This window comes from Paraburkholderia sp. BR10937 (genome assembly GCF_040965695.1).
Classification (GTDB): domain Bacteria; phylum Pseudomonadota; class Gammaproteobacteria; order Burkholderiales; family Burkholderiaceae; genus Paraburkholderia.
Genome location: NZ_JBFRCL010000037.1, coordinates 20,303 through 46,633 on the forward strand (window position 1 = coordinate 20,303; position 26,331 = coordinate 46,633).

Below are 26,331 nucleotides of genomic sequence, written 5' to 3' on the forward strand. Positions count from 1 at the left end.
TTTGAGCGCATCAATCATATCGATGATTCGCGATCCAGAAAAAGCTTGTTCTGCAGGTAAATGGTTTTGTCGCGGTAAGATCGGAGCGCTAGAATGCACGTCTTGTGAAGTGACGGAACCGACCGCACGCTTCTCGGCAGGAGTGGGCTTGCGCGGGAGCGCCCGGTAACAAATCGACACAAACCCAACCGACGCAGCGACTCTTTGGAAAGGCATCCCGCGCATCAGTGAGGTGTATTTCAACAGCCTGCTAGATACTAGGGAAGGGCCGCGGAAGTAAGCCTCCTGGAGTAAAACGAGGATTCCGACACCCGTTTTCCGAGGTGGTACGCAAATGAATGCGCCTCGCACGGCCCTTCATGGGCAGGATACAACCATCACCGGATCGCTGTACGTCGCCTTTGAACTGGGTGACAAGAACTGGAAGCTCTCGCTGGGCGATGGAGTGCACTCCCGAGCCGCTGCACAGTGGCCGCTGGCGATACGGCCGCGGTCTTTACGGCGATTTCAAAAGCCAAAGCGCGCTGTCATCTGACCATCGATGCCCCGGTGCGCAGCTGTTATGAAGCCGGGCGTGACGGCTTCTGGCTTCGCCGCTGCCTGGAAGCACATCAGATCACGAACCTGGTGGTGGATTCAGCCAGTATCGAAGTGAACCGGCGCAGACGTCGCGTCAAGACCGACCGTCTCGACAGCGACAAGCTTCTGTCGATGCTGATGCGTTACTACGGTGGTGAGCGCCGGGCTTGGGCGGTCGCACGTATCCCCACCCCCGAACAGGAAGATGAGCGGCGGGTACACCGTGAACTCGCTCGCCTGAGGCAGGAGCGCACTGCCCATAGCAACCGCATCCGCTCGCTGCTGTACTCCACAACCTGCGGCCCGAGCGAATCGGTGGCCGCGCGTGGGCGCACTGGTGGACGCAGCACACTGCACAGCTGTTGCCTGCCCTGCGCTCCGAGATCGAACGCGAATTCGAACGGCTGTTGCTCGCTGCCAGGCCAGATCAGGGCGCTCGAGGTACAGCAGCAGCGCGAAGTGCGCAGCGGTGCGCAACCCGCGATTGCGCGGCTCGCGCTCCTTGCGGGTATCGGCACCGGCAGTGCCTGGGTCCTGATCAGGGAACTGTTTGGTTGGCGGCAGTTTCACAACCGCCGTGAAGTGGCCGGCTGCCTGGGCTTAGCCCCGACGCCCTATGCCAGCGGCACCAGTGAAGTTGAGCAGGGCATCAGCAAGATCGGCAACAAGCGAGCGCGATGGCTGATGGTGGAACTGGTTGCGCTTCCAGCCCAGCAGCCAGCTAAGCGATTGGTTCAACGAGCGCTTTGCAGGCGGCGACAAGCGTATGCGACGCATCGGCATTGTGGCACTTGCCAGACGTCTGGCGGTCGCGCTATGGCGCATTCGGCGAGATTCCCCTCGGGGCAACCCTCAAGCCCCTGCGAAGAAGGTGACAGCGACCTGAGTAGCCAACGTCGAGCGGCAGCAGCGTTTGAAGGTTCGGCGCGCCCGGACAGTAAGCGGGTCACCTTCGCAGGTGACCGTAGTTCTAGATGGGGCGCGTCCATAAGGGGCGGTTCCAGTGCCTTGCGCATGCGGTATGTGGTGCCCGGTCTCGTGCCGGAACGGATAGAAGTTGGTCCGGTCAAGTGCCCGGACTTCAGACACCCCGACCTCACTACTGTTCTCGCTTGATATGGAGGATTGCAAAACATCTGATCGAGCAGGTTGTCCACGGCCAGCGTCGTGGTCGTAACAGACGACCCCGCCGGCCGGCCGTGGATAACCACCTGTCGCGCTCGGGAGATAACTGACGGGAAAACGGATCGCGAAAGGGCTTGACTTCCATTGCACCATAGAAGTCTTACTGTGTCACAAAATCTGTTTGCGGCAAAGCGATACCTGGTCGCATTGAATACTATAGACTTCGGGCGATCGATGAGAGAAGATGTCGACGAATTTGAGACATATCCGAATCATCTTGGGCAGGCGTTAGGGCATGCCGATCGCCATGCCGGCCTCAGCGGCTACTGTTCGGGCTTGGTTTTGCCCCTGTCGCGCAAGAGTGTCGAGCCAATGGCCGCGCACATTGACCCACTTCACGCGAGTGCGAAGCACTAGTCTCTCCACCACTTTGTAGCCAGGGCAGACTGGTCTGACCGTGCGGTCTTGCAGCGGGTACGAGAATGGGTGATGCCTGCGTTAGACGCACACGCAGCCGAAGAGAACGGTTATTACTGGATTATTGACGACACCGGTTTTCCAAAGAAGGGACGTCATTCGGTCGAGGTGGCACGTCAGTACGGCGGGCAGCTCGGAAAGCAGGACAACTGTCAGGTCGCCGTAAGCCTGTCGATCGCGACGCAACGCGGCAGTCTGCTGATTGCCTGGCAGCTGTATGTCCCCAAGGAATGGATTGACGACCGTGAACGAGCGCGTTATGCCGGCACTCCCGACGATCTCACCTTCGAGACGAAACCACAGATTGCGCTGGCCCAACTTCGAGAGGCTATAGCATCCGGCATTGCACCGGGCATTGTGCTCGCAGATGCCGGGTACGGCGATAAAACCGCTTTTCGGGAAAGCATAACTGAACTGGGTTTGTTGTATGCGGTAGGGATCCGGCCTGGCACTTCAGTGTGGGCGCCCGGTATGGAGCCGCTTCCGCCCAAGCCCTGGAGCGGGCGCGGCAAGCCGCCGACATTGTTGCGCCGTGCGCCCGGCCACGAGCCGATCGCCGTGAAGGAGCTGGACATGCAATTACCCGTGAACGCCTGGCAATCCGTAACCTGGCGGGAAGGCAGCAACGCAGCACTATCCTCACGCTTTGCCGCCGTACGGGTTCGTCCCGCACATCGCGACTATTGGCGAAGCGCCGTCCGCGACGAAGAATGGCTGCTCATCGAATGGCCCGATGGCAAAACGGAGCCGCTCAAATACTTTCTCGCTACCGCCCCCGAGGAAGCGACACTTGAGCAGCTTGTGTTCGTGACCAAGATGCGCTGGCGCATCGAGCGCGACTATCAGGACCTGAAACAGGAATTTGGGCTCGGTCATCATGAAGGGAGGGGCTGGCGTGGCTTTCACCACCACGCCACACTGAGTATCGCCTCGTATGCGTTTCTGATGGCTCAGCGACTCCGAATGCGACCAGATGGACGCGATAAAAAACTTCCTTGAACGCGCGCTGCCTGCCCTTCCTCCGGATTACATCCCGCGGGGCAGTCCAGCGCGCTCAACGCCACATTCCTGATTCCATCACTACGTTGCGCATCCTGCTTGGACAAAGACTCATGCAACGATGGCTCTCTTCCTGCGCGGCAATAGAGCGCGCAACTAATTATGTGACACAGTAAGACATAAGGATATATGAGCTTCCCCAGAATTTTCGCCTTCCAGTAGGTCATGTGTAAACTCGACCCGAAGGAAGGAAAGAATCGATGTTCAAGGTACCAAAGCAGGCATACACCGCTGAGTTCAGGACGATCGCGGTAAAGCGAGTGAAGGACGGGCAAAGCGCGCGGGATGTTGCTCGTGAACTGGGGATTTCCCACCAGTCGCTGCGCAACTGGGTCAAGGCCGATGAGGCAGGCACACTCAATGTCCCGGGGACAAAGGCTGCCACGCCGGAACAGATGGAGTTCTCACGCCTGGGGGCTGAGGACAAGCGTCTGCAGATGGAACTTGAAATCGGAAAAAAAAGCGGCGGCGTTGTTCGTGAAGGACCTCCTGTGAAGTATGCCCGGATTGATTCGCATCGCCGGCACTATCCGCTGTCGGCGCTGTGCGGGTCCTGTCGGTATCGGACGTGGATGCGCGGCGGCACGCCCGGGCGCGAGCGTCTCACAGAGGCCCAGTTGCTCGCCCTGATCCAGTCTATCCACGCCGCGGTCAAGAACGCCTATGGCTCACCACGGATGACCGAGGAAGTTTGCGCACGCGGCTTTCCGGCCTGCAAGGAGCGGGTCGAGCGGCTCATGCGCGAGAACGGCATGCGGGCTCGGCACAAGCGACGTTACCCTGTCACGACGAACTCGAAGCACAAGCTCCCGGTCGCGGAAAATCTGCTGGGGCGCGATTTTCACGCCGACAGCGCCGAATCAGGTCTATACATCGGACATCACGTACATCTAGACCGATGAGGGCTGGCTGTATCTTGCGATCGTGCTGGACCTGTTTAAGCGGGAAGTTGTCAGCTGATCGATCAAGCCGCGCATGACGGCTGACATCGTGACGGACGCGCTGACAATGGCATGGTTCCGACGCCAGCCCGAGCCCGGCGCGCTGCACCATTCGGACAGGGGTGGCGAATATGCCAGCGACGACTTCCAGCGCAAGCTGGCGCAATACGGTATGTGCTGCTCGATGAGCCGCAAGGGAAACTGTTGGGACACGCCCCGACGGAGAGCTTCTTCAACAGCCTGAAGAACGAACGGGGGCATGCTACGCGATACCGTACCCATCAGGAAGCGATGGTGGACCTGTTCGGATACTTTGAAGTGTTTTACAACCGCGGTCGTCCTCATTCGTCGCTCGGCTTTGTATCGCCGGTTCAGTTGCTGCAAGACTGCATCAAAGCTCAGCAGGCCAAGGATGTGGCCGCGTAACCAGAAAACTCTGGAAGGCGAAAAACCGAGGGAACCTCAATGCTGGCGTCAGATTTGAGAGACAATAACAACCATTCGGCCAACCAAACGCTCGATCAAATCGAATTGCCAAGGGCGGCCACGCCATAGCCTCGAAATTCCTTGACGATGGCGAAATCCCGCCACGATCAAACCAGCATTCAATCGCTCCGCGTAGTGCACGACACTGTCGACCACTGTACCGTGAGAAAGGTAGCCGCTCGCCCTAATGCCTTCGCTTTTCAGACGACAAAGCGCGTTGTCCAGCAACTGTGATGTATTGCTTAAATATGTTGAATAAGCAAGGTCGGTCACGATCCCAGCTGTCGATATGAGTGCAGTGGAAATGTCGGCAACAGCAAGCACATGGAGTTCACCCGCTCCTTGCCAGCGCAGCTCGGGAATACGATTCAGAGCTTGCTGGCTTTCTTCCGATCCGTCGTAATAAACAAGAATGCTTTGATAGTCAGACACTAGGAGTCCGTTAGACTTGTGAAGTTGATAATTCGCGAATCAATCGTATTACTTCGTCGAAATCCGGCGTCCGATGCTATGGGAGAGGGCTGCGGCGGTAGGCCAGACTGGGGAAACTAACCCCCAATGACTTTCCGCCTTGGGAGACGGTCTACCAGTAGACGCAGCGCTGGTTCCAGGCAGGCTGTTTCAAATAAATGGTAAGTGTCTGCGGTTGATTATCTGCGTGACGCACGATCGCCGGGGTCAGTGGGGGCATTCTCGATGGACGCGCTCTGCAGTCGAAGTGGTAGCGTGGTCCACGCGCAGGCTATGACGGGTAGTAAGCTCATATACCCTGCCCGTGCGTACATTTGGGCAACCACTGGGCGCGCATGTCACGCCGCCGAGTGAACAGGAGCGTGCATAGATCGGGAACTGGCGCGACAGGTCGAGCAGGCTACGGGGGAGACGGTGAGAATCGCGCTCGCTGACCAAGGCTACACCGGCGAAGAGCCCACAGAAGCCGCTCGCGATGAAGGCATCGAGCTTCGCGTGGTCAGGTTGCCGGAGGCAAATGAAGGCTTTGTACTGTTGCGGCGTCGTTGGGTGGGGGAGCGCAGTTTCGGCTGGCTCAACCGCCTCAGACGACTGGCCAGAAACTACGAGGGTTTGCCCAAAACCTTGGCTGGTTTGCATTTCGTCGTGTTCTCCCTGCTTATTCTCTTCCACTGCGCAGCCCTTAACAGAGCTGCAAAGCGCCTTCTAAGCTGGCTGTTGGGTGATCTGCTGGAACACCTTTCAGCAAGCCCAACAATTTTATGAAGCCGTCTCTAAGCCTTTGAACAATTCCGTGCCAGAACGCTGTGCATCCTCGCCCAAGTCATTGTTGTCTCAGAATTCGCCACGTGTACTAGTTTCTCATGAAGTTCAGAAGCTGACGAAGGATCGATTATTCCGTTTTTGATCATCTGCGGCGCGAGGTCACTCAAGCTCATCGCGTAAAGCAACCTATCTTTGGCTGAATTGAGTAACGGGTGATATAAGCGGTAATGTTCAATTGTCAAACCGAGATTCCTGATAACACTCTCCATACGGAAGGCGATATTGTAATCACGGCCGTTCACGATAAAACAAGATCTTAAGATTCTTATAAACTCATCGATTGCTTCAGACGGTGGAAAAGAGAATGAGCCGTCATGAATCACCGGCTCTTCGCACAGCAAATGGCCATCTGGGCGGAGCGCATTCACCATTTCACGAATCGCGTGATCAGCATCCGCCACATGATGGAGCACCATCCGACAATAGACTAAGTCATATGAGTTATCCAAATGATTTAGGCAATTAACGTCACCTTCGAAAAAGCGAACATTCTTGAAACCATTTTCTCTTACCAATTCGCGGGACGCATCTAGCTGCGCCGGACTGTTATCTATAGCCGTCACCGTTCCTTGATGTCCAACCGCGCGCGCCAGATTCAGTGTCATTGCGCCACTACCGCAGCCAACTTCAAGGATCTTCCTTCCGCGAAGCGTGCCGGCTCTGCTTATAAGGTCGACACTGGACTGTTCGTATAACCGGCTTTGGATGCCGAGTCTTAGCCTGGCACTGTCATCCGTTTTTATGATGTAGCCCATATTGCCTCATTGAGAATTCTTAATTTCGATTGAGTGACGCGGCTTTTGCAACCGTTATGCTCTCGTCTTGGCCCCTGGTGATGTGCCCTCGGGTTTTCGCATTTCAGGGGCCGACTTGCGAAAGACGACGCGGGCGCTGCGGATGCGAATTTTGCGCCGATTGCAGCGGCCCTGCCCGCAGACTCTGGTCCATTGGTGGCGGTTGGCACGGACCTTGATGGGGCATCAGTCAAAGGGCCGTTGTCTAGCTGAAAACGGTGGTCCCGATACGAAAGGGCGCCACCTTTTATCGCCTCCATTAGAATCTCGCTTGCTTTGAAGTAACGTTCTGGCACCGCGTCCACATCTATCCCGAAGTAACCTCGCTTGATCGGAAGAGAGCCGAGCCTGTGCTGTTTCGAACCCACCACCGTTCAGGTGATAAAGCATGCAGATCTCTTCAAGCGCAAGTAGCGGATGACGAAGGCTATAAGCAGCATGACTAGAGGGCCGAGACGAAGTTACGCGGCGCGCTGTGCGACGCTCGACAGGAACGGCGTCGTCAATGCGCCGTAAAATGGTGCTCCGCCAGAGGGTAGGCGTAAAAGCCTCGCTGTTGACAGGCTTCGGCTAGCCCGAGGCGGTCCACGTATTGTTGTCCAATTGCGCAAATCGTCGTCGTCCAAGATGCCGAAGGCCCGCTTAGGCGGTAAAGCGTTTCTCATTCAACTCTCTCCAACTTATATCCGGATACCGGCCTAGATTGAGGTGAATCAGGGTTTGCGGGTGCGATTACCGTTTTGGTCGTCGCGCTCCAGCCCATAGACATCCCCCTCAAGCTCCGTCGCTTCTGCCAGAACTCCGGTGATAAGGTCCATATCCTTGGCGGTCAAGGTGAGACCTGAGATGGCGACGTTCGAGGCTAGATGAGTGCGGTCGCGCGCGCCGATGATGACGGCCGCCACCCCCGGTCGGTCGAGCATCGCAGCGCTGGCGACTGTGGCGATGTCGGATCCGTGCCGGTCCGCGATCTGGCGGAGCATTGTCAGAAGGGCCTGGAATAGATCCCAACCGCCGATGTCGTCGATAATCCGCTTATATTTGACCAGCGAACGGTTCTCCAGCTCCCATGTCGGTTCCGGTGCGCCGAACCATCTGTCGGCGAGGAAGCCGCCTGCCACGGTTCCATAGCACAGAAGGGGGATACCGTACTCGACTGCCGCCGCAGCCATCCGCCGCTCTGGACGTCCGTCGAGCAGCGAATACTGCACCTGCATGCAGGTAAACGGCACTCCTGCGTTCACGATCTCCAGCATATGGTAAGTGTCGAAATTGGTGCCGCCGATCTTATCAATCTTGCCGGCGCGGCGAAGATCATCGAGCCACAGCGCCACCTCGATCCAACGTGGCTCTCGGTATTCCCACCAGTGGAGTTGTACGAGGTCGAGCCGCTCCTGGTTGAGGCGTTGCAGTGACTGGTCGATCACCCTCTCGACATAAGACTTGCTGATGCGCCGTAGTATGTCTAAATGCGGCACAAATTTGGTATGGACTTTGATTCGGGCGAGGGCCTCTTCCCCTCGCAGATCGCGATAGCGCCTTCTAAAATGACCGATCAGTTCTTCGACCCCGGTATAGATGTCGGCACAGTCGAAGGTGGTTATTCCGGCATCCGCGAAGGCCACCAGGTCCGCCACGGGATCTTCGCTTCGGGGCGTGCAGTGGCCACTCGCGAGTTGCCAGCCTCCGTGGATCACTCGTGAAATCTCGTAGTTTGGGGCGAGCTGGATACTCTGCATCTTAGTTGCGCCTTATAACGGTCATCATGGTGCGGCCCCGGTGTGCTTGCGAGGGGTTGAACTGGCATTGCCAACGCCGATCGGATAACTAACCATATAGGAGGAAAGCCGACCGATCGGGAGGTTGGCGCGCTTGGAATTCGCTGAGTATGGACATGCGGAAGGCTGATACGCAGGCCTGCCACTCCTAAAGCCTCCTGCCGTTCCCCGATCCGTTCTATGGCCATTTGTCCGACCTTGACGTTCATACGACCCGCTCCAGCATCATCCGACCAGCTTCCGCGTAGTGCCGCTGGTGGACCATGGCGTGTTGCGCAGCCGCCTGCAGATCGCGCAGCCGCCGCTGAAGTGGTGAAGATTCATACACTGCGACACCGCCGGCCAGGGTAAAGCAGGCATGCGCTGCGCGGGCACAGATCGTCGCAATCCAGATTCCAGTCTGTATGCCCTCGCTGTACAGCGCTTGGCCATTCAGCGTGCCGGCCAAGGCGTGCCGCCAGTGACTCTCCGCCTGAACCTGCATGGCCGCCCGCGCCGCACGCACATCTGCCTCAATTCGGCCCAGCTCGCCCAAGACCATCTCCGAGTCGCGCATAGGAGCCGGCGCTCGAAGTTGTTGCCTGCCGCTTTGGGCGAGCTCGGCAACATCCGACAACGCGCCCTCCGCGATGCCTACGCAGACCGCGCCAATAAGCACCGACTGGAGGTGCCGCCAAGCTTGATAAAGCGGTCCCGGTTCGCATGATGCGCCAGCCGGAAAGTCGAAAAAATTGGCCTCCGACGCGAGTACGTTCTGTAGGGCTATGTGGTGACTGCCGGTACCTCTGAGGCCGGAGGCGTGCCAAGTGTCTTCAATATGCCAAGCCGAGGCCGGCAAGGCGACACCCCGGACCAAGGCTGGCCCGGCATCCCCTGCCGGGCCAAGGAGTGGCTTTCCTCCTTCCGACATGACACACAGACCCGCCATCCAGTCGGCGTTGCGGCAACAACTGGCGAACGGCCAACGGCCGCTGATCTGCCACCCACCTGGCACTTTCTCGGCGGTGCCTCCAGGCATGGATACGCTAGCTATGATGATGTCCGACTTCTCCTGATACATCAGATCGTAAGTCTGTCTCGGCAATCGAGGGCTCATAATTGCCGATGAAATGCCGATCATCGCGGTCCAGCCGACTGACCCGTCGAGCCGAGCCAACGCGCTGATCACTTCCATTCCCCAAGGCAAATCTAACTCTAATCCTCCACGGCTGCGTGGCACGAACACGCGGAACACCCCGATCGATCGCAATTTCTCGATAAGGTCGGACGGCATGCATCGTCCGGCTTCGATTTCGGTTACGCGCGCGAGCATGTCCGGGGCAAGATCGCGAATCGCGTCGAGGATCCGACCGGCTGCAACTGACGAGATCTCCAGGCCCTCGTCGTCAGAGGGGGCTTGAATTTCAGCTTGATGCCCCTTTGGCACCGGGCGATCTGACTCGTGTAGAGCATTACTTTGCTTCATTAGTTTCAGCATGTGTCTGATTAATTAAATGAGCGAGCATGCCTTCACCTATGACAGGTTCAGTGCGGCGGTGGTTAGTTGTTGCGCCTTACGTCATGATTGACCAGCATTACGCGGTTCTCGTGCTAATCGCCTACCCGGCTGCAGTCTATATGCTATTGGTTCTGTGACGGGCAGCGTGCGTTCATTTCTGTGGTTTATGTGGCAAGCATCAATTGTGGCTGTAGGCGGGGGATTGGTGAGCCGGACCATGGGTTTTCCTCCTGTGCGCTTAGCGTGGTTGGAATGCAAGACCCGCGCAAATAGGCACTCGCGGTTCGGCCTCGGGTTGACAAATCTATTGTTCGTCGACGGATCTAATACTTTATACACGCTTTCAGAAGTGTGCCTCGCGTTCAGTAGAGACGCAAGGCAATTAATATCAAAAGAATTGAAATGTCGTTCAGTTATAGTAATGTCGCAATCATTGCATCGCCGAGAGATGACCGCTCAGATATTCCAGTTGACGGTTTCGCGTTCACCGCGCGTGACAATCGTCTTATCCACATGGCGTTGAGCTGTATGCTTGCATGCTGGAAGTCGATCGGTGCGGCGCCGTCAAAACCCGGCGCGAGCGATGCTAACCCGCGTTTAGATTCTTAACGGCAGGCCACTCACACCTCAGCAGAAAGCATGCTGCCAAGGAGTAAATGTAGCGAAAAAAGGCGCGTCATGCGGGTGGGCATGACGCGAAGGGAATAACCGCCGATGTCGACCCAACTGCGTTAATGTCCGACTATCAGGACTAGCGAGGGCACTGTAACGTAAGATGTCTCGATGAAGAAAAGAAAATCGCTTTATCACGGCCACCGCTTCCCAGCGGCAATCATTAGTCTCGCGGTTCGGCGGTGTTTCTGGTTCCAATTTAGCCTGTGTGATATTGAAGAACTGCTGTTCGAGCGCGCTGTCGTTGTCAGTTACGAGACGGTGCCGAAAACAGCCATCAACCTACGCGTGAGCGCGAACGCCGGATGTGTGGTTTCCGCGATCCTGGTCGCACACAAGCGTTCTTATCGAGCTTCGGACCGATTCGCCAGCACTTCGCGCTCAAGCGACATTTACTGCGTGCATCACTCTATCGCAAACAGCTCGACGCACGCTCTGCCGGGTGGCATCGCTTCACTAGGCTCACCCAAGATCCGTCCAATTTCTGAGCGAATGTACGTCCTGTGCGCTCTTGCATCTCGTACCTTAACGTGACAACGCCAATTCTACGGGTGAGCCCGTCTCCCAAGAACCATATGATGCATATCAACGTCGATGTCGAGTCGCATGAGTATCTTTGCGAATGCAGGTGCGCAAGCGTGCGGCAAGCCGTTAGCGCGTGGCGCACCGCGTTTACTAACATTTTCAAAGTATTGTCACAATGACGAGACAGTACGAGCATGAAATCCAAACGTCATCCCTATGGCCGGAAACTGGATCACGTGAGGTTGCAGGCAATGCGCCAGCAAGCAGTGAAGCCGTTGGCGAACGACAGGACGTGGCGAGTGTAGTGGCGGCCTGCGGGGTGAACGAACGCAGCGTCTATCGTTGGCTGGCCGACTTCGCCAACGGCGGACAAAGCGCCTTGCTCGTCGAGCCGGTCCTCGGCCGGGCGCCAAGGTCACTGCCGAGGAGATGCGCTGGCTGGCGCAAGCCGTACGGGGCCTCACGCCGTTGCAGTTCAAGTTTTAATTCGCACTGAAGCTGGACGACTATGAAGAATATGATCGACACCGACACGATGGAGCGGCGCGAGCGAATCCGAAAAAAGGCCTTCGAATTCGCCGAAAGCGGTGCCTTTACCAATTGGCAAGCAATTGGGGTGGCGCTCCGCTCACAATTTCCAACTAGTCACGTGGAGGATATCCTCGCGAGCCCATTCTGTCGTCTGGATCTGAATAATCGATGCGACAAAGCCCGCCGTCACGATCTGTCCGATAAAGATATTCACGAGCGAGACGGCAAGCAAGGAGGCATTGAATAGCGATCAACCGATCTTGCGCGAGATGCTCAATGCGTTGCGCTGGATGGCTCGCGCTTGGGCGGCGTGGCGAGTGCTGCCGACCAATTTATACGCCGTGGCAACTCGTGTACCAGCAGACACAACGATGGCTGGCGGCCGTCTGTTTGGCTTTTTCAAGTCGAAGGCGGTTAGAATGAGAGGGTGAAGAGGAACAAAACGCCGTACTATGGTTTGCGTTTTCCGGCCGCGATCATCAGCTGCGCGGTACGCTGGTACTACCGCTTTAACCTGAGCCTGAGCGACGTGGAGGAGTTATTGCTCGAGCGCGGCGTGATGGTCAGCTACGAGTCGGTGCGAAACTGGTGCGACCGGTTCGGGGCCCACGCGGCGCGGGAAAGCCGCGCGCGCAAAGCCTGGCTCCACCTGGCATCTCGATGAAATGTTCGTGAAGCTGCGCGGCGGGTCGTACGTGCTGTGACGCGCGGTGGACGAACATGGAGCAGAGCTTAGATGTGCTGCTGCAAGAGCGCCGCGACAAGGCTGCGGCCAAACGCTTCTTCAGGGGGGCTCTGCTCGCACCCCCGGTGCCCACGAAGATCGTTACCGACCAGTTGCGGAGCTACCCGGCAGCCAAAGCGGAAGTGACCGAGCTGGTCGGTGTGAAGCACCTCTTCGTGAAGGCCTCTGCCGGGGTCAACAACCGCGCCGAGAATAGCCACCAGCCCACGCGCGGGCGTTAGTGTCAAACGCAGGGGTTTCGCGATCCACACCGAACGCAGGCGTTTCTTACGCGCTTCGGACCGATCCGTCAGCATTTCGGCGTTGCCCCGGCATCAAATGAGCGCAGCCTGCCATAGAGCTGAACTTCAGGCGCACCTGCGCTGCTGGTTTGAGTGGACCGGTACGAACTGCATGGTTATCTGATAAGGATGCCTATTGTTAATGGGGTTTGGCAAACTCCATCGCTTAACTTGACAAAGCCAGACAAGGCATTCCAGACGTGGAAGCCGACCGCACCGAAGGCGGCCGGTTCGAACTGATCGCATCGACTAGCACGGAGGACAGAATCAGGTGAAAGGCGATACGTACAAGCACCTCATCGCCGAGTTGCAAAAGTTGAACCGGCGCATTGAGAGTGCGAGGCAGGACGAACGGCAAAACGTTTTGCGGGAGATTCGTGAGAAGATGACCGAGTGGGATATTACTTCGAACGAGCTCCGGCGATATCGACGTGGCACGTACCACATGAAGCCGGTTCTCGCGAAGTACCGAGACCCGGCCACTGGCCGCGAGTGGAGCGGCCGGGGCCGTGAACCGGCCTGGATCGCTGGCAAGGATCGCAGTCTGTTCCTCATCGAGAGCGACGATGCACCAGCCGGCACGCTGCGGGCCGTTCGCGCTGGTTAACTCTCTCTCGGCCTGCGCTACGTCGAGCCTCGTTGCGAGTCTCTGGCCAGGTGCGGCCGCACGTAGGCGCCCGCCGCGCGGAGTTCATCTCGGTTTCGGTTTGTGCCTGTGGCCGTTTCCCTGATTCGCCGTCCTGTCACGCACAATAGCTAACCCGCTACGGCCATCAAGGGCCGCGCGGAGCTGCGACGCGTCGAGCAGGGACTGTGCGAGACGCTCGGAATTCCGAGCGCGGTAGGATGATATCCTGAGCAGGGATGATCGCGTCCTTTTTGACTGAAGCGTAAGTGGCGGATGAAGCAGCTGCTAGTTCGAGGCAGAGCCGGCCATCGACGGTGAGATTTTTTGACAGTCGCAGGGTGAACCTTTGCAAGATAATCTGCAACGCCAATTTATGGTAAGACGAAACGCTTCAACAGCGTGTTAGACGCTCAATGGCCCCGGCTACCGGGCGAGGGATAACCGACAGGGCGGCGCAGACAATCAAGCGACGCCCGAAGGGATCTGTCAGATTTTTAGTTGCGGAGGTCATAAGACTACTAAGATTTCGGAAAGTGCTCTGCATGACTACATGAAAAGTCTTGTTTTCGTGCCGTTTGGCACGAAAACCCGCAGCGTGCTCATGCAACATGCATTACTCTCCGCGGTATGTAGCCACCTGCTCCATCAGTTGGCGCTCCGAGCGAACGCTGTAAAGCATCCAGACTAGCATGGCTCGCAGCAACTTCCCTGGCGCGACGCTCGACCGTCCAAGCGTGGTCAAGTTCATCTTTTCCATGTGTTCCATTGGATACCAAATAAGGTGCTTTTTCAACGATACAATGGACTAAAAGGGGCATCAATATGATTGAAGTATCCAGAAGAAATAACCATTTATATAAAGCGAATTGGTGCTGCTAGGATTTGTGCCTCATCGTCACTGAGCCGTGTATGAGCGAAGAATCGGATTCCGTCCGCGTAAATCGTAGTGCAAGTGGGCCCGCGCCTATCATGGCCATCGCGTCGATGTGCAGCGTACAGCTTGGTGCCGCGTTGCCGCGGCCCGTGATGGCACAATATGGTACGTTCAGCACGACTTGGGTGTGCCTTTGTTTCGCGGGCGTGGTACCGTCAATCGTGGTGCGACCGCCGCTTCAACCTTCTCCGGCGGCGCTAGATCGCCGCCATCGTCCTCGGTAGTGCGATGGCGGGCATGACGCTGTGCTACTTCGAAGCCGTCCGGCGCGTGCGTGTCACTCGGTCTTGCAGTCGCCATCAGCTTTCTCGGGCCGCTCTCCTTCGGTCGGTAGCCGCAAGTTCCGCATGCAGTGTGGCCCGTGCTTGCGCTGGCCGGCGTCCTGCCGCTTGCGCAGCAGGACGGCATGTAGGTCCCCTGGTTCGGGGCGCTCGTGTTTCCGATCGGGTCTGCGAGAAATCGTCAAGAATGGTGTATGCGGGTCGGTGGCATGATCAGGCGGCCAGCGCTTGATGGCCAGCATCGGATGTGGCCGTCAGACATAGGCCCACGCCAGCAGACTGTATCTTGGCATCGAACGCGACGGCCCGCTGCCGACGACGGTGTGGAACCGCTTCGTCGAATGGTAATCGGACCGCTATAACAAGACGGTCACTGAGGCCGCGGGCCGCGCCTTTTGTCTCGACACCGTCAAGGGTTCGCTGGAAAGAAACCTCGATCTTCTGCATGACTTGATCCAGCGCACGAGCGATTCTGGCATCTCCCGCTAAGGGGGCGATTAGCATGGTTTGATCAAAACGTGCAAATCGCATGAGGGCAAAGACGCAAAACGGTAGCGCTGGAACGGAACTTCCTGCACTTCGGCTCGGGCAGTGGCGGCGAAAGGGTTGCCGCAATCTACGCGCTGGTCGCCACGGCCAAGCTGAACGGCCTCGACCCCGAAGCTCTGCGCTACGTCATTGCATGTATCGCCGATCATCCAGTCAGTCGCGTCGGCGAACTGCTTCCGTGGGTAATTGCCGATCATCTCAAGAACGACCACGCCTGAGAATCCTCAAGCACTCACCGGTGTCAAGAACGGCCTGCACCGTACGCTTACGCGAGGACTGGAGGCGGCCACATCACTCGGTGGTGACGGCGAAGTTTTTGGACGCGAAAGACAGGCCACTAGGCGACGACGTGATCTCGAAGCCGTACTGAACCTCACCAAGCACGACGTCATCGAAATAATTCCGCGACTTGAGGTAATTCATGAACGCCAGCACGTCGAGCGTGGTGTGGTCGGTCTTTGTTGTGCGAAGAAACGAATAGACCGTGTTACGGCCGTTGCTGCCCACGTAGACATTCCAGGTACCACCCGACAGCGGGACATCTTTCTGAATTGGGATCGCACAGCCGGAGAACGTCCAGTTCGCGGAAATCGGTTTGACGTTGCCGCAGCCATCAGGCAATCCGGTATAGTTGAGCCAGACCATGATTTCGTGCGCATTGTTTCCGGCCCAGATATCGAAGGTCGATTCCCAAGCGCCGCCGTAAGGCGTGGTCGATGAGACGACAGCGGTCAGCGAGTTAAGCGAACTGAGTGGCTTGTTGACCGCGTATCCGATGTGCGGATAAGACTTGATGTGGCCGGTGTCGGGTTGTTTTGAAGAGACGCCCCAGTCAACGTTGCTCTTGGCCCAGATCGTCTGCTTGCCTGCGGCGACACCTTGGCAGGGCGCCCAAACGTCATTGTTGAACGTATAGCTACCGTAGGAGCTAGAAGCAAAAAGGAGATCGGCCGGATAGCAGGACGAGGCTTCGGGCGAAGTTGCAGACCAGCCATCGGCCTGTGCTTCTGCACTGCAAACCATCAAAACTGTGGCGGCACAGCCGGCGAGGAATGGCGTTCGCGGCATAAGGTTGCTGTCTCCTATACAGTGGATGATGTCAGTCGAGATTGGTCTCTCTTGGCTTTTAGGGGATATGAGCGGTAACTTTGCGGAACTATCATTCACTCATCCTGTTGCCACTTTTGACCGCCGGTCGGAACCAGCGGCGTTGGTCAAACGGGAACAGAACGTAGTCGCGAACCGTATGCGGTTCCGGTTGGTTGCGAAGACCCACTTCCGGCCATTCCTCTTTATCCGGCCAGTATGCCGTGCGAAAAACCGTGTCCCAGATGGTGGTGAAGAACCCATAGTTTTGGTGCCGGTGATGCGACTCCATTGAGTGGTGAATGCGGTGAAACTGGTTATCGCCGATGATGTATCGGAGCGGCCCGAGATTCACGCGCGTGCTAGAGTGAGAAAGATGTGCCTGAAAACTAATTAGCGTCATGGCAATCGCGGGCACGACACCGGAATTGAAGTGGATTAGCGCGAGTGGCAGTGCTACAAACACCGCGTAAACAAGCGGTTCGGAAATGTGATGATTACAGTTCCACGCGGTCAGCTCGCGGATCGAGTGATGAGTGGCATGCAAGCGCCACAGGAGCGGAATTGCGTGCTGTGCGCGGTGCATCCAGTAGTAAAAGAAGTCGCCGGCAATTGCAACCAGGACGCCAGAAAGAACCGCCATAAACACGCCGACAATCGTGTTGCCGGAATGGAACAACGCCCCAAAATCGACTGTCAGGAGTGGTTTCACCCCTAGCCACTGCAGCCCCATAGCGTAAAGGTGCCAGATTAATGCACCACAACCAATGCGGATTATCCAGTTCCGCACGCCTCGAATGTATGACGCAAAACTGTAGCGGTAGGCCGGATAGATCAGCTCGAGTACGACGCAGACGTTAGCGAACACCATCACGAGCTCTAATGAGCTCACGAAGAACCGGGCCATCTGATCAATATCGACAACGTGCATTCATTTGCTCCGGCGAATCGGCGCTCTATGCGCGAGCCTAGATTAAAGCGGTAATCGTCAGGCAGCCGCCTTACAGCTGTCGCTTCACCGGTCCGAAACTATTTGGTCCGGCGCGTCCTATAAATACCGATTCGGCATGCCATTCGATGTGAGGGTGGTAGTGCGCGGGTTGCACCTAGCAGATCAAGCAACATCAGTACCGTAGTACTTCAAACCATATCAAACTATAACCGTGACGACTGCACGGTAAGTTTTAGTATGCATCGCTTCGCGCCATTGCGAAAATCAATTGTTTGGATAGGAAACATTCGTATTCTAAATGCCGTTTTCGCTTCCGTCGTAAGTACTGGCGGCATTCAGCCACAGCTGACTTGCCGCAGGAGTTGATTGCCACACTGTTCACCGATCCTGCTCTTCTGCGGATAGGACGGCAATCTCATCGCGGCCGACCGTCCTTCCTATGCCGTCACAGTTGGGTTGGCGCGGCACGAAACCCACAGCAGCGAGTCGGTCTCTCAAGGACATCTGGGCACTAGGAGACGCGAGAAACCACAGCTGGCATTCAACGATTTGACTTCCCTGCCTGATGCACCGATATCGCCCTACATCATAGTTGAGCGGATGGGCAAGTGCGGAAGAGCCAACGGCCGTTCGGTGAAGGGGCCTGTATGGTCCAGCGACGTGGTGTCCTCGGGGCGGAAATGTCCAAAGTCCCGGTGCCGGACTGACAACGTGACAACGCCGACGATTAGCGGCTGATAGTGCAGTCTGGTTCTATGTGCGCGTAAGCGATCAGGTCTGGCTAATTGCGCATCGTCAGATGCCTCGATTTTACTAAAACTTTCTGAGGGATTTTGATGGCGCAGAACGGTCCTCTTCGAGGCGCCATTGCGCGCGACCGTCCGCTCAAATCTTCCGTGAGGAACGGACCGTGTCACGTCGGAAACAGATATCTGACAGCCTCTTGTCTAGTCTCTTCCACTCCTATTACGTCAGTAATCAGTCCATCAGCCTTTAAAAGATTAGGATTCTGGATCTCGTCAGATAGCTTCCGCATCGTGTCTTTAATAGCGCCTTCAGCACCAGACATCAGTTTGCCCATCGTGTCCGGGCTAAAAACGCCGATGTGTGCGTGCGGATACGCCAGCACGGCTATTGGATCGAATCCGGGGCCGCTCATCGCATACACACCGCCGGTGTAGGCTTTTCGGACGACAAGGAGTAGCTTAGGTACGTGGCATCTGACATGTGCTCTGAACAACTCCGCTGCTGCCAAAAATATACCGCTACTTTCAGCTTCCCTGCCTATCATGAACCCGGGAACGTCGGCAAGGAAGATGATTGGCATGCTGGTCTTTGCAGCTATGTTTATCATTTTTGCCATCTTGGCCGCGGATTTCCGGTGGATGGCGCCGCTGTTGAATCGCGGGTTGTTTGCCACGATTGCCGCGAAATGTCCCTTAATGCGCGCATAGCCCGTCAATGCTTCTCGTGCGTATTCGGCGTTTGTTTCAGTGAAGCTGCCTTTGTCCACAAAAGAAAGCAGCAAATGATGCATGTCATAGGGGGTGCGATGATTGGACGGAATCAAATTTTCAAAATCGACTGCGTCGGGTTCCTCATATTCAAGCGTGGTCGACGGTGTGCCTTTGACGAGGCAGCGTAGAAAATCTCTTACGCATTCAAACAAATGGCGTTCATCTTTGAACGCGAGCTGAACTGACCCCGAGCCCCGGCAGTGAACGTCTGTTCCGCCAAGCGAATGAAGATCCGACTGCTCAGCCAGCATCGCCTTCACCATATCCGGACGGCCCATACATAGAGCCCCTTTCTCAGTCATCAAAACCAGATCGGCGAGCATGATCGGAAGAGCCAACGGGCCTGACGTCGGTCCTAGTATTGCTGAGATCAGCAGATTGGCTTCTGCTAACTCTGCGAGCGACGCGCTGACCCTGCCCATCCCTGCTGGAGACAAAAGCAATCTCGACATATCTGATGAAATTACTTTCGTTGTATCGAAACTGCCCACCTCTCCCGGATGATCCTGAATGTATATCAACGGAGCCCGCTGGTCCCGGGCCTGATTCACAGTGCTTATGATTTGCTCGGCAGTACGCCATTGTCCGGTTCCATTGAACATACAGTCTTGTCCACGATTCATGACCAGAAATGACTTGACCGAATTGATTAGTCCCTCGCCGCAGAGGAAGTGGGCGTCCGCTCTTGGATCATGTTCGACAAAGCTACCCGCATCAAAAAGCATGCCAACTCTTTGCAACGAAATCTGCATGAACTGTTTACCTCCTGGCAGTGCGTGAGCGTTTGGAAGTCCAGCGCCAGCGCGATTGAGAGTCGCGTACGCTACGAAGCAAGAATCTCCTCCACAGCGGCCGCCATCAGAAGGAGCCGGCGGTCTTGGCCACGTGCGGCATCAAGGCTCAATCCCACGGGTAATGCATCGTTCGGCGCCACAGGCAAGGTAATGGAGGGCATTGCGACATTGCTTGCGAGGTCGGTGTTGCGTATTACGTCTGCGAACAGTCCCGGACGCTGTGCATCGCTAACGTGAGGAGTGCTGCGCGGGACAGTGGGATAAGCTAGAAAATCGATCCATCGAGCGTTGAGCAGCGCATTCATTTGTAGCCGCAAGTCGTTAATGTTCTGCACTGCGGCGGAATAGTCTTTCGCGGAAATCAAACTTCCGTCAAGGTGTTGATGAATGATGCTCCTCACGCACTTGTCATGGATGTTGTCGAACACAGCATTAACCCTGCTTCCCCATCCAAACGAGAGCAGTGCGCGCGGAAAGTCCGTAAAAAATTCGTAAACTGGAATAGTAAAAGTGCCGAACTTATTTAATTCTGAAACAACAGCGTCATCGAGGTCGACGCACTGAAAGCCTGCACGAGTGAGACGCCTGATCGCCTGCCAGGAATGCTTCCGAACATCATCATCCAAGTCGTTCCACATGGAGCTTGGAAGACCGATTCGACAGCGAGTATTTGTTTGTTTTGGCGGGCTTTGGCTATCGGAGCTCAGCAAGTCGTATAGAAACAATGCGTCTTTTGCCGAACGCGTCAGGAGGCCCGGTGAATCCTTCGTGCGTGAAACCGGAATGATCCCGGATGAAGACCACCGGCCACTTGTTGGTCTGAAACCGACTATGCCGCAAAAGGCTGCGGGTATCCTCACCGAGCCGCCAGTGTCGGTTCCGATCGCCATCGGGACAATACCGGCTGCCACAGCTGCGGCGGAGCCGCCGCTGCTCCCGCCGGCCAAATGGCCCGGAGCCGCCGGATTGCCCACGGTTCCCCAATGGGGATTGACGGACGTGATTCCAAAGCTCAGTTCATGCATGTTGTTCTTGCCGGCGACGACGGCACCGAGGGATTTGAGCTTTCTGACCACAAGTGCGTCGCGTGTGGCTATACAATCTACCATGCCCGGTGTCCCGGCGGTTACAGGGAGTCCCTTGACGCAAATATTGTCTTTTGTAGAAAAAGGAATGCCGTAGAGTGGCGCGCCTCGCAGATTGTCCCTCGCCCTCGCGAAGTGAGCCTCCGGACTGCGAGCACGTATGAAGCAGTTTAGATGTGTCTGGTTAGCGTCTGCGTTCAGCGCGCGATCCCGGATCTCTTCCGCTGTAACTGCTCCAGACCTTATGACGTCGCGAAGTGATTCAAGAGTGTTGTGAAAATGCATGAAATTTTGCAAGTGGGAGGTCGGGGAGTGCGATATTAGTAGCTGTAGGCACTGCGTATATCGTCAAGAGGGTTGCCAGGCAAAAGATCACCCCCGACGCTACGTATAACGGCGCATGCGCTGTTGATCGCTGTCTGCACGGCTCCCTCAACCCACCCACCGGTGAAAGAACAGCCGCATCCTGCCAAGTAGAGTCCTGTATCGCTTGCTGGATCGTTTGCCGTCTGAAATTGAAAAAAAAGACGCTGCGAATAGACGTCCTCGCCGGGGTAGTTGAGCTTGAAGGCGCCGGACGAATGCGGGTCGGTCAGCCAGTCATGATGGAGGACGCAGCGTTCATAGTCCTTATCTGCAGGGACGAGGTGACGCGCAAGTTCTGGATGGAAGGTTGACAGGTCGTCGACGAAGCACTCGCATCGCTCTTTTTTGTCCGAAACGCTCAGCAACTTATGAGCGTCGTCCTCCCAAGTGTAGCTGAGCAAAACCACACCCCGACCATCTGGGTTGTGAGGTTCGTAGTCAAGGCAGTATACGCCTCGTGCGAAGCTGTCAGACTGGATGGTTATGGGCAGTTTCTTGTTTATCCAGAACTTGTCTCGGGTGAGCATGAAGAGTTTTGACGATCCGGTCAGATGAGTTTCTCTGACTGCTCTGGATACGTCGCGGCTGAGAAACGTTTCATCATCTGTCAAGCAATGAACCATCTGCATCGCCCTGTTGTTGCTGGTGACGATCACCCGGTCAAAGGTCGCAATTTCGTTATCGTCAGTCACGATCTTGATCTCTGAACCTTCTTTGTAGATGCGACCGACGCCGCTGAAGCGAACTCGTTCGGAAACGGTGTTGCCATAAATATTCTCGCCTGCAATGCGTTCAGCCAGTGTTGAAATTCCGCACGAGATGAGGCGTTGATCGTCCATGTAACCGTTAATGACGAGACGCAAAATTTCAGTGAATCCGGCCTGATAGACAGGGAGAAAACCACCTGAGCCAATCCCAAGGGACCCAAACAGTTCGAAGTCGTACGGCCTTTCCCAAGCGGTACCTCCAGGCGGGCAAGGACCCGTGAAAATGGTGACGATGGCGGCATAGAACGAGCTGTCGCGAAATAAATCCAGCCATGTTTGCCACGCGGTGCGTGCTTCGTTCAAGCGCTGCGATTTTAACATGGCAGTAATTTCGGCTGGCGCGACGAGAGCTGTGCCATTGATCACGCATCCATCCTGCAAAAGAGCTCTCCACCCTTCGTGTACACGCCTGAATAGAGGCGGCGGTGGATTTCCGGCCGGCCAGATATGGCGGACGCCGCGATAATGCAGTTCCGTATCAACGACTCCAGGATCGGGGAACGATGCTGTGGTGGGAATATCATACCGGTCAAGGTAATGAAAAAGACCGGTCGAACTTGGGGGAAACCGCATTGCGCCCATTTCGGCGATGAGATGTGGGTGCTCTGAATCAAACGCCTGTGACCACAACCTGCCGCCAATACGATCGCGAGCTTCAAACACAGTGACGTCGCATACACCTGCTCGCATCAGTTCGTTCGCGGCCAGAAGGCCGCTGATGCCAGCTCCCACAATAGCAACGCGTGGACTTGCGATATTCGAGGAGAGAGTTCCGATGGCCCCTACAGATGCGCCCCGGTCCAAAAACGGAGCATAGTCATACAGTAGATCGACGGTCGTCGATGGTACTTTTGAAGATGCGACGCAGTTTTTCATGAATTCCTCTCCTGTAATGGCAATGCATCGACGCGAAAGACGATGATGGCGGGAAGTGACGCACGAATCTCGATAGAACGGGGCGAGATCCTATATTTCGTTTCCGATAACGTGTTGCTCGTCAGTAGAAAATGCCGCGCCGGAATGTCTATGCAATCGACGATAGCAATCTGCTGTAGCGAAATCAAGCAAGTAAAATTGATGTCTGTAGCAATCTGGAAGCGGGCTATGGATAGTTGTGCCGATAGTGTGAAAATGGAGATGCTATACCTGAGGTCCGACAATGTGCTCTGGGTCAACCTTAAGGGCGCTGACAACGATGGTTTTTTCATCGGGTCAGAAACCTCGTCGCGCCCGCGCGTTTGCGAGGGTCACGGCGCCAGCACCTTGATCTAGGTGCCATTGCAAGCGTTTGACGCTTCGTCGTCCTCTTGTCCATCTCATTGCCTGTGAGCTCAAGAGCGCTCGAGGAGCACGACCGGTGGACCTTCCAGCGTTGGCTTCCCTAACTGCAAAAGGGTGGGTTAGGCGTGCTCGACGAAATCCAATGCCAAGCAGCGCATCGCTCGTCCTCGCACGGCAATCATGCTGACGCACGGGTGCCGGGGAGTGTGTATTTTGAATAGACGAAGACATCGCTACTGCACAGTTGGACAACCAGGTTATGACTGGTCTTTTGGCGTCCCCTGATGATTTGCACCCAGCAACATATACATCGCCGGTACCACGAACAGTGTGAACGCAGTGCCGATCGATAGTCCGGTGAAGATCACCAGACCCATTGCGTTGCGGCCTGCTGCGCCCGCGCCCGAGGCGACGACTAAGGGCAGTACGCCGAGCACCATGGCGACCGTCGTCATGAGGATCGGGCGCAAGCGTGCACCTGCCGCTTCCTCCAAGGCTTCTCGCTTGCCGCGGCCCACGCGCTGAAGCTGGTTCGCGAACTGCACGACAAGAATCGCATGTTTGCTGACGAGTCCCATGAGCGTGACAAGTCCAATCTGCGTATAGATATTGAGCGTCGAAAAGCCGGCATTGATGAAGACGAGAGCACCGAAGAGCGCCATCGGGACGGACACCAAAATGACCAGGGCATCGCGGAAGCTTTCGAATTGCGCTGAAAGCGCAAGAAACACGATAATCGTCGCGAACATGAGCGTGACCGAGGAGTTACCGGACTCTTGCATGAACTGGCGCGATAGCCCTGCGTAGTCGGTGTTGTAACCTGCCGGAGCTGCTTCGTTCGTGGACTGACGAAGGAAGTCGAGAACTTCGCCCTGGGAGACGCTAGGTGAGATCACAGCGGAGATCGTTGCCGCATTGAGTTGCTGGAACCGATTGATCGATTCAGGGACGACTGCTTGCTTCAGGTGCGCAACCGTCGATGCCGGAATCATGCTGCCGTCCGGCGTGCGCAAGTAATAGTCGAGTACCTGTGACGGATTCAGTCGATCTATTTGCTGGACTTGCGGAATCACCTTGTATGAGCGGCCAGCGATCGAGAAATAGTTTGCGTAGTTACCGCCGAGTGCAGCGCCTAGCGCCTGTCCTACATCGCTTTGCGTGAGGCCGAGTGACGCGATTTTGTCGCGGTCAACTATGACGACCGTTTCTGGCTTGTCGATCCTTAGATCGCTATCAATAAAGAGAAACATGCCACTTGCACGCGCTTTCTGGAGTACGGCTTTCGTCACCTGGTCGAGATTCTCGAAGGGCTCTGTCGTGCTGATCACGAATTGCACGGGGAAACCCTGTGCGCCCGGCAAAGGCGGGAACTGGAACGCGGCGACACGAGCACCAGCAATGCCATTCCACCTCTGCTGGAGCTCCTGCTGTAGTTCGGTTGCGCCTCTTTTCCGCTTGTCCCAAGTCTTGAAGAGAACGCCACCGAAGCCCTGATTCAATGTTGGCAGGCCAGTTAGCTGAAACAGCTGGGCATATTCGGGCAAGCGCTTCGACATTTCTAACACCTGATCGGCGTATGTCTGCATTTGCTGGACTGTGGCATTCGGCGGCCCCTGGATCAGCGATAGGACGATGCCTTGGTCCTCCTGCGGCGCAAGCTCTGCCTGCGAAGTCGAAAAGAGATAAACGGTTCCGCAAAGCAGCATAACTCCCATGACGACGAACACGGAAGATGTGTCGAGGGCCGCATGCAAGAGCCGCGCATAGCCGGCATGCACACGATCCAGCTGTCGATTGACGAAAACGGCGAAACGCCCGGACTCGTGCACATTTTGGAAAATGCGCGAGCACATCATCGGCGACAGGGTTAGCGCAATCACGCCTGACACCGCGACGGCGCTCGCAAGGGTGAACGCAAATTCAGTGAAAAGGGTGCCTGTCAGGCCGCTCTGAAAGCCGATAGGCAGATATGCGGCGATCAGCACGGCGGTCATTGCCAGAATCGGGCCGCCAAGCTCGCGCGCGGCAGTTAGCGCGGCTTCCATGGGAGACTTGCCTTCATTCATGTGGCGGTCGACGTTCTCGACGACTATGATCGCATCGTCGACCACCAGCCCAATCGCGAGCACCATCGCGAGTAACGTCAACAGATTGATCGAGTAACCGAGCAACTGCATCATGGAGAACGTGCCAATCAGCGAAAGCGGCATCGCGACCACGGGTACGATGACGGCGCGCAAACGACCGAAGAAGAGGAAGATAACGGCCGTGACAATCAGCAACGTCTCGACGAGCGTCTTCACTACTTCATCAATCGCGCTGTTGATGAAGTCTGTCGCGTCGTAGACGATATCACCAGCCATCCCCGTCGGGAACTGCTTCTGCAGATCGGGAAACACGGATTTAACGCGTCTGGCCACATCGAGCACGTTTGCGTCAGGCGCTACCTTAATTCCGATAAATACAGAACGCTTGCCGCCAAATGCGACGCTGGAATCATAATTGTCCGCGCCTAGCACGACATTGGCAACGTCCTCGAGACGCACGATCACTCCGTTCTTTTGTTTGACAGCCAGTTTCTGAAAGTCCTCCACCGAACGGACGTCGGTACGCGCGTTTAGACTGACGCTGGTCATCTGGCCTTTTGTTGTGCCGAGTGTCGCGAGGTAGTTATTGTTGTTGAGTGCTGTGTAGACATCAGAAGCAGTGACATTGTGCGCTGCGAGCTTGGTTGAATCTAGCCATGCGCGCAATGCGAACTGGCGACCGCCCAGTACTTCCGCGGTCTGCACGCCCTGAATGGAGTCGAGCTTCGGCTTCACAACGCGCAGCAGATAGTCGGTGACATTGTTGGGCGGCAGCACGTCGCTGTAGAAGCCCATATACATCGCGTCGGTGGTCTGGCCCACCTGCATCGTCAGCACCGGCTGCTGGGCCTCGCGCGGCAACTGGTTACGCACAGACGCTATCTGTGTATTGATCTCGGTGAGTGCGCGGTTCGGATCATAATTCATGCGTAGCGTCGCGTTGATCGTCGACACGCCCGTGCTGCTTTTCGACGACATGTAGTCAATGCCCTGCACCTGAGCGATGGCGGCTTCTAGCGGCTGCGTGATAAACCCAGCCATTGTGTCGGCGCTCGCACCGTAATAGGAAGTGGTAAGCGTGACTACGCCCGTCTGGGTTTGAGGATATTCACTGACCTTCAGCGTGGAGAGCGAACGCAAGCCTAGTACGAGGATCAGCACGCTCAGTACTGACGCGAGGACTGGCCGGTTGAGAAAAATGTCGGTGAATTTCATTG

General features: G+C 56.3%; 14 protein-coding genes and 9 pseudogenes. 11 read left to right on the plus strand and 12 right to left on the minus strand.

The genetic code is table 11. The features are described 5' to 3' along the window. The first annotated feature begins 468 nt into the window (after positions 1–468). From AB4Y44_RS27115 to AB4Y44_RS27125, 3 genes and pseudogenes are all read left to right on the plus strand, one after another. Positions 469–1,695 (plus strand): transposase, encoded by a 1,227-nt coding sequence (locus AB4Y44_RS27115; RefSeq protein ID WP_368619625.1) that lies wholly within the window; start codon positions 469–471, stop codon positions 1,693–1,695. A 243-nt stretch (positions 1,696–1,938) separates the two neighbouring features. Next, positions 1,939–3,253, plus strand: a pseudogene (locus AB4Y44_RS27120) (IS701 family transposase). 187 nt (positions 3,254–3,440) lie between these two features. After that, a pseudogene (locus AB4Y44_RS27125) lies at positions 3,441–4,607 on the plus strand (IS3 family transposase). Between the two features lie 48 nt (positions 4,608–4,655). Here the strand turns inward: AB4Y44_RS27125 and AB4Y44_RS27130 are convergent. Continuing rightward, positions 4,656–5,099 carry a universal stress protein gene (locus tag AB4Y44_RS27130; protein WP_368619624.1) on the minus strand — a complete coding sequence of 148 codons (444 nt, stop codon included), beginning with the start codon at positions 5,097–5,099 and terminating at the stop codon, positions 4,656–4,658. Between the two features lie 113 nt (positions 5,100–5,212). Here AB4Y44_RS27130 and AB4Y44_RS27135 point away from each other — a divergent pair. Then, a pseudogene (locus tag AB4Y44_RS27135) lies at positions 5,213–5,834 on the plus strand (transposase); the annotation flags it as partial. Between the two features lie 77 nt (positions 5,835–5,911). On the opposite strand, the gene AB4Y44_RS27140 reads toward AB4Y44_RS27135, so the two are convergent. The 3 genes from AB4Y44_RS27140 to AB4Y44_RS27150 all read right to left on the minus strand — a co-directional run bounded on the left by AB4Y44_RS27140 (position 5,912) and on the right by AB4Y44_RS27150 (position 10,000). Next, complete coding sequence (locus AB4Y44_RS27140; RefSeq protein WP_083245587.1) at positions 5,912–6,718, minus strand: class I SAM-dependent methyltransferase; 807 nt, start codon at positions 6,716–6,718, stop codon at positions 5,912–5,914. A 752-nt stretch (positions 6,719–7,470) separates the two neighbouring features. After that, complete coding sequence (locus AB4Y44_RS27145) at positions 7,471–8,496, minus strand: aldo/keto reductase (protein WP_069268311.1); 1,026 nt, start codon at positions 8,494–8,496, stop codon at positions 7,471–7,473. 244 nt (positions 8,497–8,740) lie between these two features. Beyond that, positions 8,741–10,000: an acyl-CoA dehydrogenase family protein gene (locus tag AB4Y44_RS27150; protein ID WP_141710874.1), complete on the minus strand. Its 1,260-nt coding sequence runs from the start codon at positions 9,998–10,000 to the stop codon at positions 8,741–8,743. An 816-nt stretch (positions 10,001–10,816) separates the two neighbouring features. Between AB4Y44_RS27150 and AB4Y44_RS27155 the strand changes: the two are divergent. The 6 genes and pseudogenes from AB4Y44_RS27155 (at position 10,817) to AB4Y44_RS27180 (ending at position 13,394) form a co-directional block, all read left to right on the plus strand. Further along, positions 10,817–11,193 (plus strand): annotated as a pseudogene (locus tag AB4Y44_RS27155) (transposase). A 231-nt stretch (positions 11,194–11,424) separates the two neighbouring features. After that, a pseudogene (locus AB4Y44_RS27160) lies at positions 11,425–11,713 on the plus strand (helix-turn-helix domain-containing protein); the annotation flags it as partial. A gap of 25 nt (positions 11,714–11,738) precedes the next feature. After that, entirely contained in the window at positions 11,739–12,008 is a 270-nt protein-coding gene (locus tag AB4Y44_RS27165) for a hypothetical protein (RefSeq protein WP_069268312.1), read from the plus strand. Between the two features lie 13 nt (positions 12,009–12,021). Next, positions 12,022–12,136 (plus strand): annotated as a pseudogene (locus tag AB4Y44_RS27170) (transposase); the annotation flags it as partial. A 52-nt stretch (positions 12,137–12,188) separates the two neighbouring features. Beyond that, a pseudogene (locus AB4Y44_RS27175) lies at positions 12,189–12,911 on the plus strand (IS6 family transposase). A 147-nt stretch (positions 12,912–13,058) separates the two neighbouring features. After that, on the plus strand, positions 13,059–13,394 hold the full coding sequence (locus AB4Y44_RS27180; protein WP_069268313.1) for an H-NS family nucleoid-associated regulatory protein: 336 nt from the start codon (positions 13,059–13,061) through the stop codon (positions 13,392–13,394). A gap of 655 nt (positions 13,395–14,049) precedes the next feature. On the opposite strand, the pseudogene AB4Y44_RS27185 reads toward AB4Y44_RS27180, so the two are convergent. After that, positions 14,050–14,145 (minus strand): annotated as a pseudogene (locus AB4Y44_RS27185) (transposase); the annotation flags it as partial. 698 nt (positions 14,146–14,843) lie between these two features. Then, positions 14,844–15,077 (minus strand): hypothetical protein, encoded by a 234-nt coding sequence (locus tag AB4Y44_RS27190; protein WP_176732985.1) that lies wholly within the window; start codon positions 15,075–15,077, stop codon positions 14,844–14,846. A gap of 116 nt (positions 15,078–15,193) precedes the next feature. Here AB4Y44_RS27190 and AB4Y44_RS27195 point away from each other — a divergent pair. Beyond that, a pseudogene (locus AB4Y44_RS27195) lies at positions 15,194–15,397 on the plus strand (transposase domain-containing protein); the annotation flags it as partial. A 73-nt stretch (positions 15,398–15,470) separates the two neighbouring features. On the opposite strand, the gene AB4Y44_RS27200 reads toward AB4Y44_RS27195, so the two are convergent. The 6 genes from AB4Y44_RS27200 to AB4Y44_RS27225 all read right to left on the minus strand — a co-directional run bounded on the left by AB4Y44_RS27200 (position 15,471) and on the right by AB4Y44_RS27225 (position 26,329). Then, positions 15,471–16,247 carry a glycosyl hydrolase gene (locus AB4Y44_RS27200; protein ID WP_069268316.1) on the minus strand — a complete coding sequence of 259 codons (777 nt, stop codon included), beginning with the start codon at positions 16,245–16,247 and terminating at the stop codon, positions 15,471–15,473. Positions 16,248–16,338: 91 nt separating this feature from the next. After that, entirely contained in the window at positions 16,339–17,196 is an 858-nt protein-coding gene (locus tag AB4Y44_RS27205; RefSeq protein WP_069268317.1) for a sterol desaturase family protein, read from the minus strand. A gap of 934 nt (positions 17,197–18,130) precedes the next feature. Continuing rightward, positions 18,131–19,486, minus strand: coding sequence for a carboxyl transferase domain-containing protein (locus AB4Y44_RS27210; protein WP_368619623.1), 1,356 nt, complete (start codon positions 19,484–19,486; stop codon positions 18,131–18,133). Between the two features lie 71 nt (positions 19,487–19,557). Next, positions 19,558–20,898, minus strand: a complete 1,341-nt coding sequence (locus AB4Y44_RS27215) for an amidase family protein (RefSeq protein WP_368619622.1) — start codon at positions 20,896–20,898, stop codon at positions 19,558–19,560. A gap of 35 nt (positions 20,899–20,933) precedes the next feature. Further along, positions 20,934–22,622: an NAD(P)/FAD-dependent oxidoreductase gene (locus AB4Y44_RS27220; protein WP_368619621.1), complete on the minus strand. Its 1,689-nt coding sequence runs from the start codon at positions 22,620–22,622 to the stop codon at positions 20,934–20,936. A gap of 662 nt (positions 22,623–23,284) precedes the next feature. Beyond that, positions 23,285–26,329, minus strand: coding sequence for an efflux RND transporter permease subunit (locus AB4Y44_RS27225; protein WP_368619620.1), 3,045 nt, complete (start codon positions 26,327–26,329; stop codon positions 23,285–23,287). Positions 26,330–26,331 lie beyond the last annotated feature (2 nt).

Excerpts from the sequence above, each read along its gene's own strand:
- AB4Y44_RS27140 (WP_083245587.1), bottom strand. The coding sequence starts at position 6,718 with ATGGGCTACATCATAAAAACGGATGACAGTGCCAGGCTAAGACTCGGC.
- AB4Y44_RS27145 (WP_069268311.1), bottom strand. The coding sequence starts at position 8,496 with ATGCAGAGTATCCAGCTCGCCCCAAACTACGAGATTTCACGAGTGATC.
- AB4Y44_RS27150 (WP_141710874.1), bottom strand. The coding sequence starts at position 10,000 with ATGAAGCAAAGTAATGCTCTACACGAGTCAGATCGCCCGGTGCCAAAG.
- AB4Y44_RS27165 (WP_069268312.1), top strand. The coding sequence starts at position 11,739 with ATGAAGAATATGATCGACACCGACACGATGGAGCGGCGCGAGCGAATC.
- AB4Y44_RS27190 (WP_176732985.1), bottom strand. The coding sequence starts at position 15,077 with ATGCAGAAGATCGAGGTTTCTTTCCAGCGAACCCTTGACGGTGTCGAG.
- AB4Y44_RS27200 (WP_069268316.1), bottom strand. The coding sequence starts at position 16,247 with ATGCCGCGAACGCCATTCCTCGCCGGCTGTGCCGCCACAGTTTTGATG.
- AB4Y44_RS27205 (WP_069268317.1), bottom strand. The coding sequence starts at position 17,196 with ATGCACGTTGTCGATATTGATCAGATGGCCCGGTTCTTCGTGAGCTCA.
- AB4Y44_RS27210 (WP_368619623.1), bottom strand. The coding sequence starts at position 19,486 with ATGCAGATTTCGTTGCAAAGAGTTGGCATGCTTTTTGATGCGGGTAGC.
- AB4Y44_RS27215 (WP_368619622.1), bottom strand. The coding sequence starts at position 20,898 with ATGCATTTTCACAACACTCTTGAATCACTTCGCGACGTCATAAGGTCT.
- AB4Y44_RS27220 (WP_368619621.1), bottom strand. The coding sequence starts at position 22,622 with ATGAAAAACTGCGTCGCATCTTCAAAAGTACCATCGACGACCGTCGAT.
- AB4Y44_RS27225 (WP_368619620.1), bottom strand. The coding sequence starts at position 26,329 with ATGAAATTCACCGACATTTTTCTCAACCGGCCAGTCCTCGCGTCAGTA.